Below are 12,996 nucleotides of genomic sequence, written 5' to 3'. Positions count from 1 at the left end.
AGGTTTTTCAGGTCAGCGGCCGGGGCTGCGTGAACTCGTCGTAGACGCTCAGCACTTGGGCGACGGTCTCGTCCTCGGTGGGCCAGGTGCCGATCTGCCGGACGCCGCGCTCCCGGAGGAGTTCCTGGCGTTCAGGGTCCCCGAGGAGCCGTACGACGGCCCTGCCGAGCGCCACCGCGTCGCCGTACGGGACGAGTTCGGCCGCGTCGCCGACCAGCTCCGGAACGCCTCCCACGGCGGTCGCGATCAGCGGCACGCGCGCGTGGAGTGCCTCCTGGGCGAGTACGGAGCGCGACTCCCAACGGCTGGGCAGAAGTGCGAGATCGGCGGCGACGAGCAGTTCGCTCACATCGTCGCGCCGCCCGATGAGCCGGACCGGCAGCCCCTCGTTCTCGATGCGGGCCTGCAACTCCGCCCGCAACGGCCCCTCCCCCGCGATCACGAGGAGCGGCGCCGGATCGAGACCGTACCACGCGCGAACGGCGTCCAGCAGCACGTCGTACCCCCGGTGCCGGTCGAGGGTGCCGACGGCCATGAGCAACGGGCGGTCCGTGGCACCGAGTTCGGCCCGCGTCTTGCACCGGTCGGACTCGTCCCGGCCCAGGGCTCCTCGCGGGGCGGGCAGCGCCACGGCGGACAGCCGGGCGTCCCTGGCCCCGCGCCGCCGGGCCCGGTCCACGAGGTCGGAGGAGGTCCCGAGGACGACGGAGGAGGCCTTCACGGCCCGCCGCTCCAGCACCTTCAGCAGCTGGGCTCGGGGCCCCTCGGCGTACGCCCGGTTGTGCCAGGTGACGACCAGCGGAGTCCGGCGCCCGCTGAGCGCGAGGGCGGCCCGGAAGGAGGCGTGCAGCCCGTGCGCGTGTACGAGGTCGGCGTTCGAACAGGCCGCGCGCAGCGCCGCCACCGAACCGGGGTCACTGCTGCGCGGGATGGGCACGTGTTCGGCACCGGCGCCCGTGAAGTCGTAGGCGCTGTCGGCGTCGGAGGGGGCGCACACGGTCACCCGCACGCCTCTCTCGACGAGCCCCGCGGCCAGCGAACGCACGTGCGCGCTGCTGCCGGCGTTGCCGCCACCGAGCACCTGCACGGTGCGCAGCGGCGACTGACCGTGCGGTGAGTGGCTGCTCGCGGGGCTCACGTGGCCGGGGGCTCCTGGTTCGGCATCGGGCGGTCACGAAGAAATGACACGGAGAAACGTACAGAAGGTTTGGGCGGAAGGGGTGTACCGCGCCACTTCCTCCGTGTACGGGGGTATTCCGTGCTCCTTCAAGGATGCCAGTACGTACGGGTGTTCCGGACCACGGAGGGGTGGGGCGGGTCACTCACACGAGTGAGAGCGCCCCCACCGAAGGTCAACCGTTCGAATGTCGGCTGGCAGCTGCCAGCTGTCAGCTGTCCGCCCGAGCCGTCGCCAGCAGCTCCTCCGCATGCGCCCGCGCGGTCTCCGAGTCCTCCTGCCCGGCCAGCATCCGCGACAGCTCCCGGACCCGGTCCTCGCCCTCCAGGACCTTCACGCCCGACCGGGTCACCGACCCGTCGCTGGTCTTCTCCACCAGCAGCTGCCGGTCGGCGAACGCGGCGACCTGCGGCAGGTGCGTCACGACGACGACCTGGGCGCTCTTCGCCAGCCGGGCCAGCCGGCGCCCGATCTCCACGGCCGCCTTGCCGCCCACACCGGCATCGACCTCGTCGAACAGATAGGTGGGCACGGGGTCGGTTCCCGCGAACACGACCTCCACGGCCAGCATCACGCGGGACAGCTCACCCCCGGACGCCCCCTTGGCGATGGGCCGCGCGGGCGCCCCCGGATGCGGGGCGAGCAGCAGTTCGACCTCGTCGGCGCCGGACGGCCCGTAGGCGACCGTACGTCCGTCGACCTCGACACCCACGGGGTCCTCGGTCTGCCGGATGTCGAACGACACGCGCGCGTGGGGCATCGCCAGCGAGGCCAGCTCGGCGGTCACGGCGTCCGCGAACCGCGAGGCGGCCTCCGTCCGCGCGTCCGTCAACGCCTGTGCCATCCAGCTCAGTTCGCCGCGCAGCGCGTCCCGCTCGGCGGTCAGCTCGCCGATCCGCTCGTCGTCTCCGTCGAGTTCGAGCAGCCGTGCGGCGCCCTCCTCGGCCCAGGTGAGCACTCCGGCCACGCCGGAGCCGTACTTCCGCGTCAGCGCGGTGAGCGCGGCCCGCCGTTCCTCGACGGCCGCCAGCCGCAGCGGATCGGCGTCCAGGTCGTCGGCGTACCCCGCCAGCTCCCCGGCGACGTCGCCGAGCAGGATGCCGACCTCCCCGATCCGGTCGGCGAGCGCGGCCAGGGCGGAGTCGTGCGACCGTACGGCCTCCAGGGCCCGATGGGCGCCCGCGACGAGCGTGGCGGCCTCGATGCTCTCGGGGTCCTCGGGGTTACCGGCGAGGGCGGCGTGGGCGACGGTCGCGGCCGAGGCCAGCGCCTCCGCGTGCCCGAGCCGCTCGGCCTCCTCGGCGAGCTCGGCGTCCTCACCGGCCCGCGGCTCCACGGCGGCGATCTCGTCGAGCCCGTACCGCAGCATGTCGGCTTCCTGGGCCCGCTCACGCGCGCGCGTGGTGATGTCGTCCAGCTCGTTGGAGACGGCCCGCAGCCTCTTGTACGCCTCCCCGTACTTGGTGAGGGGCGCGGAGACCGCGTCCCCCGCGTACCGGTCGAGCGCCGCGCGCTGCCGGGACAGCTTGAGCAGCCCCTGCTGGTCGGTCTGCCCGTGCACGGCCACCAGCTCGTCGGCCAGCTCGGCCAGCACACCCACGGGCACGGAACGCCCGCCCAGATGAGCCCGCGAACGCCCCTCCGCGGAAACGGTACGGCTGATGAGCAGCGCCCCGTCGTCCAGCTCCGCGCCGGCCTCCTCGGCCCGTACGACGGCAGCACCGCCCGGGGGCACGGTGATCCGCCCCTCCACGACCGCGTTCTTGGCCCCGATCCGCACCAACGCCGCATCAGCCCGGCCACCGAGCAGCAGCCCCAGGCTGGTCACGACCATGGTCTTGCCCGCACCGGTCTCACCGGTCACGGCGGTAAAGCCTGGCGACAGCTCGACCACCGCATCGTCGATGACGCCGAGCGACCGTATCCGCATCTCCTCCAGCACGAACACGACCATACGAGGTCAGCCACCCCATGTGCGACGCCCCCCACCTCGAATGAGAGAACCCGCAGGTAACGAATGACTATCGGCCCTCACATGTCACCCGGGTGAGTGGACCTGTTCAGGGGCGCGGGGAACTGCGCGACAAGCCACGGCGAACCCGCACACGCGGAACCCGCACACGCGCACAGATCCCCGCCACCCCCTACGGAGCGCTAGTGAGGCGCTCCTCGCCAACCGGACACCGGCAACGCGAACTTGGCTACCAGCCGATCAGTGAACGAAGCATGATGCAGCCGAGCCAACCGAACCGGCACAGCCCCCCGCCGCACCTCCACCCGCGCCCCGGGAGGCAACTCCATGGTCCGCCGCCCGTCACACCACAGCACCCCCGGAGGAATGTGCGGCAGAACCTCCACAGCGAGCACGGAGTCAGGAGAGGTCACCAGCGGCTTCGCGAACAGCGCGTGCGCACTGATCGGCACCATCAGCAGCGCTTCCACCTCGGGCCACACCACAGGCCCACCGGCGGAGAAGGCATAGGCGGTCGATCCGGTAGGTGTCGACAGACAGATGCCGTCACACCCGAACCCGGTGACCGGCCGCCCGTCGATCTCCAGCACGACCTCGAGCAACTTCTCCGCGGACACCTTCTGCACGGCCGCCTCGTTCAGCGCCCAGTCGGTGTGCACGATGTTCCCGTTCTGGTGCACGACGACGTCGATGGTCATCCGTTCCTCGACCTCGTACGACTTCGTCACCACCCGGTCGACAACCTTGTCGAGGTCGTCGCGCTCGGCCTCGGCGAGGAAGCCGACGCTACCGAGGTTGACGCCGAGCATCGGCACCCCGGACGCCCGGGCGAACTCGGCGCCGCGCAGCAGCGTGCCGTCACCGCCCAGCACGATGAGCAACTCGCACCCGTCGAGGCACTGCGCGGTGGCCTCCTCGATCAGCTCCACCTCCGGCGGCAACGGCAGGTTGGCCGCCTCCGCCGCCAGCACCCGCACCCCGAGTCCGGAGCGCACCAGCCCCTGGACCACGAGCTCGGCACTTCTTATCGCGGCCGGCCGCCCGGTGTGGGCAAGCAGGAAAACAGTACGATCTCGGGTCTGAGTCAACGAGGCCCCTCCGCCACTGCACGTTCGACATCGGCCGGGTTGAGTTCGGGTGCGCCGGCCCGCAGCCACAGAAAATACTCGACGTTCCCCGACGGCCCGGGCAGCGGGCTGGCGGTCACGCCCTGTACACCCAGCCCCAACTGCCCTGCGCGGGTGGCGACTCCGCGTACCGCCTCGGCACGCAGTTCGGGACTGCGTACGACTCCTCCACTGCCCAGCCGTTCCTTCCCCACCTCGAACTGTGGTTTGACCATCATCACCAGGTCGGCATCGGGTGCCGCGCACCGCGCAAGGGCGGGCAGCACGAGACCGAGCGGGATGAAGGACAGGTCCCCCACGACAAGATCCACTGGTTCCCCATCGATCGCTTCGAGCGTCAACTCGCGTACGTTCGTACGGTCCTTGACGGTGACGCGTTCATCGCTTTGGAGAGACCACGCGAGTTGTCCGTACCCCACATCGACGGCGACGACGTGTACGGCACCGGCGCGCAGCAGTACGTCGGTGAATCCGCCGGTGGACGCGCCGGCGTCGAGCGCCCGCCGTCCGCCGACCTTCAGCCCTTGCGGTACGAAGACCTCCAGGGCGCCTGCGAGCTTGTGACCGCCCCGGGAGACGTACTCGGGATCGTTGCCGTCGGCCACGACGACGATCGCGGCGGCGGTCTCCACCTGGGTGGCGGGCTTGGTCGCGACGGTCTTACTGACGGTGACCCGCCCGGCGGCGATCAGCTGGCTCGCGTGCTCGCGCGAACGCGCGAGTTTCCGCCGCACCAGCTCGGCGTCAAGGCGGCGGCGTGCCACTCCTGCCACGTTCGGTTCAGCTCCTATTGCCGTACGTCGATGGGGGCGCCGGAGGTCCCGGGCGGGCGTCGAGCGCGGTGAGCGTGTCGCGCAGCCCCCGGTGTACATCCTCGTACACCTCGACGTGTCCGTCCGTGGCGAGGTGGTCGGCGTCACCGAGCCGGTCGAGCAGGGCGTCGACGTCGGCCTCGCCCGTGGGGGCGCGGGGGACGTTCAGCGGGGCCGGTGCGGCGGGGTCGGCCTCGGGCGCGACGACCGCCTCCGGAACGGCACCCGCATCCGGAGCCGGATCCGAAACCGGAACCGGTGTCTCCTCCGGGCCCTCGGCCGGCGGCACTGAGTCGTTCATGCCCTGACGCTACCGCGAACGGCTGAGGTACCGTCGTTCGCGATGGCGACGATTGAGGAGTGCCGCAGCGCACTCGACAAGCTCTCGGACAACATGGCGGGCGCGAGCGGGGACCTGCGCGAGGCGGCGGCCCTGGACCGCTCGCTGAGCTGCCGTATCACCGATCTGGACGTCACCTTCGTGGGACGGCTGCGGGGAGGCCGTATCGAGGTCCAGGACACCCTCCAGGGGCCGCCCCCGGAGAAGGCCGAGATCCGGCTCACCATGTCCGGCGACGACCTGGTGGCGATGGTCACCGGCGAGCTGAACTTCGCGAAGGCGTGGGGTTCGGGCCGGGTGAAACTGGAGGCGGGCCTGCGGGACCTGTTCCGCCTCAGAAAACTCCTCTGACCGCCCTCAGGAAGCCTCTGCGGTCACCCTGCTACGGGTCTTGCGCGCGGCCGGCACCACCAGCGGCGTCCCCGTCTCCGGATCGTCGATGACCTGGCAGCGCAGCCCGAACACCTCCTCGACCAGCCCGGCCGTGACGATGTCGCCCGGCGCGCCCTCGGCGACGACCGAGCCCTCGCACAGCGCGATGAGATGCGTGGCGTACCGGGCGGCGTGATTGAGGTCGTGCAGGACGGCGACCAGGGTCCGCCCCTGCTCCTCGTGCAGCTCGGCGCAGAGGTCGAGGACGTCGATCTGGTGCTGGATGTCGAGATAGGTCGTCGGCTCGTCGAGCAGCAGCAGCGGTGTCTGCTGGGCGAGCGCCATCGCGATCCACACCCGCTGGCGCTGACCGCCGGACAGCTCGTCGACATAGCGGTCGGCGAGTTCGGAGACGCCGGTCGACTCCATGGACTCCCGGACGATCCGCTCGTCGTCGTGGGACCACTGGCGCAGCATGCCCTGGTGCGGGTAGCGGCCCCGGCCCACCAGGTCTGCGACGGTGATCCCGTCGGGCGCGATCGACGACTGCGGCAGCAGCCCGAGCGTCCGTGCGACCTTCTTCGCGGGCATCGACTGGATGACCTGCCCGTCGAGCAGCACCCGGCCCTCGCTCGGCTTCAGCATCCGCGACAGGGCCCGCAGCAGGGTGGACTTGCCACAGGCGTTCGGGCCGACGATGACCGTGAAGGAGTTGTCGGGGATCTCCACCGACAGCTGTTCGGCGATCACCCGCTGGTCGTAGGCGAGGGTCACGCTCTCGGCGGACAGGCGGTTCACGGTGTTGGTGCCCTTCTTGACGTTCTCGTTCGCGCTCGCGGAGTCGCTCATATCCGCCCCGCCTTCCGTTCCGTAACCAGCAGCCACAGCAGGTAGACCCCGCCGAGCACCCCGGTCACCACCCCCACGGGCAGCTGATCGGCGCCGAAGACCCGCTGCGAGGCCCAGTCGGCCACGATCAGCAGGGTGGCGCCCATGCACATGGACGGCACGAGGTTCGGGCCGGGCGAGCGGGTCAGCCGCCGGGCGAGCTGCGGCGCGGTCAGCGCCACGAAGCCCACGGGCCCCGCTGCGGCCGTGGCAGCCGCGGTGAGCAGCACGGCTGCCAGCATCAGCACCAGCCGTACACGCTCGACGCGCACCCCGAGGGCGTACGACACGTCGTCGCCCATCTCCGTCATCCGCAGCCCGCGCGCGTTGACGAGCACCACGGGTACGAGGACCGCGCACAGCCACGTCAGCGGCCAGACCTGGTCCCAGTCCCGCCCGTTGAGGGAACCGGTCATCCACACGACCGCGCGGGCCGCGTCGACGAGGTCGGCCTTGGTGATCAGGTAGCCGTTGACCGCCGTGACGACCGCGGAGACCCCGATGCCGACGAGCACCAGCCGGTACCCGTGCACGCCCTGCTTCCAGGCCAGCAGATAAATGGCGAACCCGGTCACCAGCCCGCCCACCAGCGCCCCGACGGTGACCGCGCCGGCGCTCCCGGAGAACAGCACGATCATGACCAGCGCACCGGCCGTCGAGCCCTGGCTGAGGCCGAGTACGTCCGGACTGCCCAGCGGATTGCGGGAGATTGACTGGAAGAGCGCACCGCCCAGCCCGAGCGAGGCCCCGACCAGCAGCCCGACCAGCACCCGGGGCAGCCGCAGCTCGTTGACGATGAACTCCTGGCCCGCGTTCCCGTCGCCCAGCAGGGTCTTGAGGACGTCCCCCGCCGGGATCGGGAAGTCACCGGTACCGATCAGCACCACGCTCGCGGTGAGCACGGTCAGCAGCAGCACCACGACGACGACCAGCGCGCGCACGTCCAGCCGGAGAGAGAGGCCGCCAGGGGCCCGTACGACACGGTCGGCACGGCGGGCTTGCGGTGCGGGGTCGCTCTTCACAGCTGGGCCGTCCTCCGCCGTCGTACGAGAAAGATGAAGACCGGGCCGCCGATGACCGCGGTGACGATGCCGACCTGGAGTTCGGCGGGCCGGGCGACCATCCGCCCGACGACATCGGCGCCGAGCAGCAGCACCGGCGAGAGAACGGTCGCGTACGGCAGGATCCAGCGCAGGTCGGGCCCGGTGAAGGACCGTACGACGTGCGGGACCATCAGCCCGACGAAGACGATCGGACCGCAGGCGGCGGTCGCGGCCCCGCACAGTACGGTCGCGGCGGCCATGGACAGCGCACGGGTGCGGTTCAGGTTGGCGCCGAGGGCACGGGCGGTGTCGTCGCCCATCGCCACGGCGTTGAGCGGCCGGGCGAGCAGCAGCGCGAGGACCGTGCCGGCCACGATGAACGGCAGGACCTGCGTGATGGTGTCGTCGGTGGCCGAGGCCAGCGAGCCGACCGTCCAGAAGCGCATCCTGCTGAGCGCGGCGTCGTCCGTGATCATCACGGCCTGGAGATAGCCGTAGAGCGCGGCGCTGATCGCGGTGCCGGCGAGCGCGAGCCGCACGGGCGTGGCACCGCGGCTGCCGCCCAGGAACCAGACCAGCGCTCCGACAGCGGCGGCCCCGAGAAAGGCGAACCACACATAGCCGCCCAGCGAGGTGACCCCGAAGAAGGTGATGGCGGTGACGACGGCCGCCGACGCGCCCGCGTTGATGCCGAGCAGCCCGGGATCGGCCAGCGGATTACGGGTCAGCGCCTGGAGAACGGCTCCGGACAGCCCGAGCGCGGCACCGGCGAGCAGTCCGAGGAGGGTGCGTGAGACGCGCTCGCCGACGACGACGTCCCCGTAGGTCCCCGAGTCCTGGAACAGCCCGTGCCAGACCTGCTCCAGGGACAGCTCTTTCGCGCCGATCGCGATACTCGCGAGGGCGACGAGAAGCAGGAGCCCCAGGGAGACGAGGAGCCCAACTGCTCGTATCGCCCGACGCTTCGGGGACGCGGGGGCGATCTCCGCGCGCGGCTCAGGAGGACTGTCGACAGACACGAGGTTAGGTTAGCCTACCCTGACCACCACCTCGCTGTCCGTCCCCACGAGTGCCCCCGAGCACGGCCGTCCCTCACAGCCCCAGCCGCGCCAGCGCCTTCCCTCCGTCCAGCCCGCACACGCCGTCCCCCGCCGCCGTCCAGGCCGCCGCGCACAGCGCGCGAAGCCCGTCGAGTGCCTCCCCGTCCCCTGTCAGCTCCAGCTGCTCCTCCCCCGCGGTAGCGGTCCACCCCCCGCACCGGAAACCGCCGCCGGCGTCCGCCTCCGTCACCTCCGGCTGCCCGGTCAGCAGCCCTCTCAGGTCTGCGTCGACATAGGTGGGCCGGTGCTGCGGCGGCGCTGCCAGCAGCTGGGCGCCGTCCGCCACTCCGGTCAGCACCAGCAGCGAGTCGACCTCCCCGTTGAACGCGCCCTCGATGTCCGTGTCCAGCCGGTCCCCGACGACCAGTGGCCGCTCGGCACCGGTCCGCAGCACCGTCTCCCGGTGCATCGGCGGCAACGGTTTGCCCGCCACCTGGGGCTCGGCTCCGGTCGCGATGCGCACGACCTCCACCGCGGCCCCGTTGCCCGGGGCGATCCCGCGTGCGCTGGGGATCGTCAGGTCGGTGTTGGACGCGAACCAGGGCACCCCGCGCGCGATGGCGTAGCACGCCTCCGCGAACCGTCCCCAGGGCAACTCGGGACCGCCGTACCCCTGTACGACCGCCACCGGCTCGTCCTCGGCCGACTCGACGGGCTCGAGGCCGCGCTCGCGCAGCGCGACCCGCAGCCCCTCGCCGCCGATCACCAGCACGCGCGCCCCCGCCGGCACCTGGTCGGCGATCAGCCGGGCCACGGCCTGCGCCGAGGTGATGACGTCCGAGCCCTCCGTCGCTATGCCCAGCTCGGTGAGGTGCTCGGCCACCGCGTCCGGAGTCCGCAGCGCGTTGTTGGTGACATAGGCGAGCCGCATTCCGCCGTCCCGCGCGACCTGGAGCGACTCGACGGCGTACACGATCGCGTTGCCCCCCGCGTACACCACCCCGTCGAGGTCGAGCAGCGCCGTGTCGTACGCCTCGCTGAGAGCCCGCGCGCTGCCCTCGGGCCGCGTCCTGACGGTCTGGCTCATTGTGCATCGCTCCTAGTTCGACCGGCTTTCCCCCGATCATCCCCCATGCCACTGACAGCCCTACGATGCACCAATGAACACTGCAGGTCCCGCGGACGTACCGGCTCGCATGGGCCTTCAACTGACCCCCTTCCGGGGCCTGCGCTACGATCCCGACCGGGTCGGCAGCCTGGCCGCCGTGACCTCTCCGCCGTACGACGTGATCGTGCGCCCGGACGGCCTGATACACCTCGAATCGGCCGACCCGCACAACATCGTCCGGCTGATCCTCCCCCAGGCGGCCACCCCGTCCATCCGCAACGAACAGGCGGCCGACACCCTGGACGACTGGCTGGCCGAAGGCATCCTGACCGCCGATCCCGAGCCCGCCCTGTACGTCTACGAACAGCGCGACACGACCGGCCACCTCCAGCGCGGGGTCATCGGCGCCCTGCGCCTGTCGGAGCCGTCGGAGGGCGTCGTCCTGCCGCACGAGGACGTCATGCCGCACGTGGTGGCGGAACGGGCGGCCCTGATGCGCGCCACCTACGCGAACCTGGAACCCCTCCTCCTGACCTACCGGAGCGACGACTCCGCCACCGCGTCGCCGTGCACCACGAGCGCGGTGGTCGAACGCACGGCCGACCGCCCCCCGTTGCTCTCGACGACCACGGAGGACGGTTTCAGCCACCGCCTCTGGGCGATCACCGACCCCGCCGAACTCCTCGGGATCCAGGCAGACCTGACACACCACCAGGCCCTGATCGCCGACGGCCACCACCGCTGGGCCACGTATCTGCGTCTACGCGCGGAGCACCCCTCCCCCAGCCCCTGGGACCACGGCCTGGTACTCCTCGTGGACACCGCCCGTTATCCGCTGCGCGTCCGCGCGATCCACCGCCTCCTGCACGGCCTCCCGGTCTCCGAGGCCCTGACCGCTCTGGAGGGCCACTTCCGGGTACGTCACCTGACGACCCCGCTCCCCGAGGCCCTCACCGCCCTCGCGGAGGCGGCCACCGCGGGCAACGCCTTCCTCCTGGCCGGCGACGGCGCCTTCCACCTGGTGGACCGCCCGGACCCTGCCCTCCTGGACCGTACGATCCCGGCCGACCGCCCCCAGGCCTGGCGCACCCTGGACGCGACGGTCCTGCACGCCACGCTCCTCGACCACATCTGGCGCATCCCTGAGGACTCACCGGCGCGCATCGCGTACATCCACGACGCGGCGGCCACCGTGGAGAAGGCCGAACAGGACGGCGGTACGGCCGTCCTGATGCACCCGGTCCGCGAGGAGGTCGTACGGGACCTGGCCCGCCAGGGCGTCACGATGCCCCGCAAGTCGACATCCTTCGGCCCCAAGCCGGCCTCGGGCCTGGTCCTGCGCACGCTGTCGCACTGAAACGCAGAAGGGCGGGACCCCTTGTCGGGATCCCGCCCTTCACCGATCTACTGCTGACCGCAGGTCAGCGCTTGTCGCCCTCGGCGTCATCCGAAACACCGTCGACAATGTCGTCACTGTCGTCGGCGGATTCAACCGCTTCAACCGTCTCGACCACCTCGGTCGCCCCAGTCGCCTCGACTGAACCGGTGGCGTCGGCAGACTCGATCTCGAGGGACTCGACGCCCTTGTCATCAAGGTCGCCCTCGTCCCCGTCCTCGTCCTCGCTCTCGTCGAAGGCGTCGACGAACTCCACGCCCTCAAGCTCGGCAAGTCGGTCCGCGGCATTCGTGCTGCCGTCCTTGTCGGACTCGACGGCCTTGGCGAACCACTCCCGCGCCTCGTCCTCACGCCCGGCGGCGAGCAGAGCGTCGGCGTACGCATACCGCAGGCGAGCGGTCCACGGCTGTACGGAGTTGGAAGCCAGCTCGGGACTCTGCAGGGTCACGATGGCCGCGTCGAGCTGATCCATATCACGCCGGGCGCCGGCCGCGACGAGCCGCATCTCGACCTGCCCGGCCTTGTCCAGCTTGTGCACCTCGGGCGCCCCGGCCATCTCGAGCGCCTTCTCGGGCCGCCCGAGTCCACGCTCGCAGTCGGCCATGACGGGCCACAGTTCGACGTGCCCGGTCATCCGCCGAGCCGCACGGAACTCGGCCAGCGCCTCGCTGTACTTCTGGTTGGCGTACGCGGCGAACCCGGCCGCCTCTCGTACGGCGGCCACACGCGAGGCCAGTCGCAGAGCCACCCGCGAGTACCCGTAGGCACCCTCGGGGTCCTCGTCGATGAGCCGCGCGACCATCACCAGGTTCTTGGAGACCTCTTCCGCCAGCCCCTTGGGCAGACTCATCAGCTCCTGGCGTACGTCCTTGTCGATCTCGTCGCCCGTGACGTCCTCGTGGATCGGCAGCCGCTTGATCGGCTCCCGGTCGCGGTCACGCTCGTCACGGAACCCGCCACCACGCCGGTCATCGCCCCGGCTGTCGTCACGTCCCCGGTAACCGCCGCCACCGCCGCCACCGCCGGCGGGCCGACCTCCACGGTCGTCACGTCCACGGAAGCCACCGCCACCTCCGGCGGGACGGCCACCGCGGTCGTCACTCCGCCCACGGAACCCACCACGATCATCATCCCGACGGACAAACCCGCCGCGCTCACCACGGTTGTCGTCCCGGCCACGGCTGTCGTCCCGACGGAAGCCGCCACGGTCGCCTTCACGCCGGTCGTCATCACGCCGGAAGCCACCACGGTCACCACGGCTGTCGTCACGTCCACGGAACCCGCCGCCGCCTCCCGCGGGACTGCCACCGCGGTCATCATCGCGCCGAACGAAACCGCCGCGGTCACCGCCACCACCACGGTTGTCGTCACGCCGGAACCCGCCACCACTGGCCGGACGACCACCGCGGTCATCCTGACGGTCGTCCCGACGCACAAACCCACCGCCCGCAGGACGACCACCGCGGTCATCGCTCCGCCCACGGAACCCACCACGATCATCATCGCGCCGGAAGCCGGAACTCTCTCCGTCCCTGCGGTCATCACGTCGGTCGTCTCGACGGGGGGCTGCAGGCCGGTCGTCACGCCCACGGAAGCCACCACTGGCCGGACGACCACCGCGGTCATCCTGACGGTCGTCCCGACGCACAAACCCACCGCCCGCAGGACGACCACCACGGTCATCACTGCGCCCACGGAACCCACCGCCGCCTCCCGCGGGA

At 71.3% G+C, this 12,996-nt stretch carries 12 protein-coding genes and 1 pseudogene; 3 read left to right on the top strand and 10 right to left on the bottom strand.

Annotated elements, in window-relative coordinates:
- Positions 1–7: 7 nt before the first annotated feature.
- The 5 genes from G3I71_RS25645 to G3I71_RS25625 form a co-directional block, all read right to left on the bottom strand.
- Positions 8–1,138: a glycosyltransferase family 4 protein gene (locus G3I71_RS25645; protein ID WP_164317699.1), complete on the bottom strand. Its 1,131-nt coding sequence runs from the start codon at positions 1,136–1,138 to the stop codon at positions 8–10.
- Between the two features lie 250 nt (positions 1,139–1,388).
- Positions 1,389–3,131, bottom strand: coding sequence for a DNA repair protein RecN (gene recN / locus G3I71_RS25640; protein ID WP_164317697.1), 1,743 nt, complete (start codon positions 3,129–3,131; stop codon positions 1,389–1,391).
- A 200-nt stretch (positions 3,132–3,331) separates the two neighbouring features.
- A complete protein-coding gene (locus G3I71_RS25635; RefSeq protein WP_164317695.1) occupies positions 3,332–4,237 on the bottom strand; it encodes an NAD kinase in 906 nt (301 codons plus the stop codon).
- A complete protein-coding gene (locus tag G3I71_RS25630) occupies positions 4,234–5,049 on the bottom strand; it encodes a TlyA family RNA methyltransferase (protein ID WP_164317693.1) in 816 nt (271 codons plus the stop codon). Before G3I71_RS25630 ends, G3I71_RS25635 begins: the two co-directional genes overlap by 4 nt.
- 7 nt (positions 5,050–5,056) lie before the next feature.
- Positions 5,057–5,389: a hypothetical protein gene (locus tag G3I71_RS25625; RefSeq protein WP_164317691.1), complete on the bottom strand. Its 333-nt coding sequence runs from the start codon at positions 5,387–5,389 to the stop codon at positions 5,057–5,059.
- A gap of 42 nt (positions 5,390–5,431) precedes the next feature.
- Here G3I71_RS25625 and G3I71_RS25620 point away from each other — a divergent pair, with 42 nt between their 5' ends.
- Positions 5,432–5,779, top strand: a complete 348-nt coding sequence (locus G3I71_RS25620) for an SCP2 sterol-binding domain-containing protein (protein ID WP_164317689.1) — start codon at positions 5,432–5,434, stop codon at positions 5,777–5,779.
- 6 nt (positions 5,780–5,785) lie between these two features.
- On the opposite strand, the gene G3I71_RS25615 is transcribed toward G3I71_RS25620, so the two are convergent.
- The 4 genes from G3I71_RS25615 to G3I71_RS25600 form a co-directional block, all read right to left on the bottom strand.
- Positions 5,786–6,649: an ABC transporter ATP-binding protein gene (locus tag G3I71_RS25615; RefSeq protein ID WP_164317687.1), complete on the bottom strand. Its 864-nt coding sequence runs from the start codon at positions 6,647–6,649 to the stop codon at positions 5,786–5,788.
- Positions 6,646–7,710, bottom strand: a complete 1,065-nt coding sequence (locus G3I71_RS25610; RefSeq protein ID WP_164317685.1) for an iron chelate uptake ABC transporter family permease subunit — start codon at positions 7,708–7,710, stop codon at positions 6,646–6,648. The genes G3I71_RS25615 and G3I71_RS25610 overlap by 4 nt, the downstream gene beginning before the upstream one ends.
- Entirely contained in the window at positions 7,707–8,750 is a 1,044-nt protein-coding gene (locus tag G3I71_RS25605) for an iron chelate uptake ABC transporter family permease subunit (RefSeq protein ID WP_164317683.1), read from the bottom strand. Before G3I71_RS25605 ends, G3I71_RS25610 begins: the two co-directional genes overlap by 4 nt.
- A 73-nt stretch (positions 8,751–8,823) precedes the next feature.
- A complete protein-coding gene (locus G3I71_RS25600; protein ID WP_164317681.1) occupies positions 8,824–9,858 on the bottom strand; it encodes an HAD hydrolase-like protein in 1,035 nt (344 codons plus the stop codon).
- Between the two features lie 73 nt (positions 9,859–9,931).
- On the opposite strand from G3I71_RS25600, the gene G3I71_RS25595 reads away from it, so the two are divergent.
- Complete coding sequence (locus tag G3I71_RS25595; RefSeq protein WP_164317680.1) at positions 9,932–11,236, top strand: DUF1015 domain-containing protein; 1,305 nt, start codon at positions 9,932–9,934, stop codon at positions 11,234–11,236.
- A gap of 64 nt (positions 11,237–11,300) precedes the next feature.
- Here the strand turns inward: G3I71_RS25595 and G3I71_RS25590 are convergent, their stop codons facing one another.
- On the bottom strand, positions 11,301–12,125 hold the full coding sequence (locus G3I71_RS25590; RefSeq protein WP_164317678.1) for a tetratricopeptide repeat protein: 825 nt from the start codon (positions 12,123–12,125) through the stop codon (positions 11,301–11,303).
- 48 nt (positions 12,126–12,173) lie between these two features.
- Here G3I71_RS25590 and G3I71_RS52320 point away from each other — a divergent pair.
- Positions 12,174–12,996 (top strand): annotated as a pseudogene (locus G3I71_RS52320) (hypothetical protein); the annotation flags it as partial.

It is taken from the genome of Streptomyces sp. SID12501 (genome assembly GCF_010550245.1).
Lineage (GTDB): Bacteria > Actinomycetota > Actinomycetes > Streptomycetales > Streptomycetaceae > Streptomyces.
This window is presented reverse-complemented; position numbering and strand designations above follow the sequence as displayed.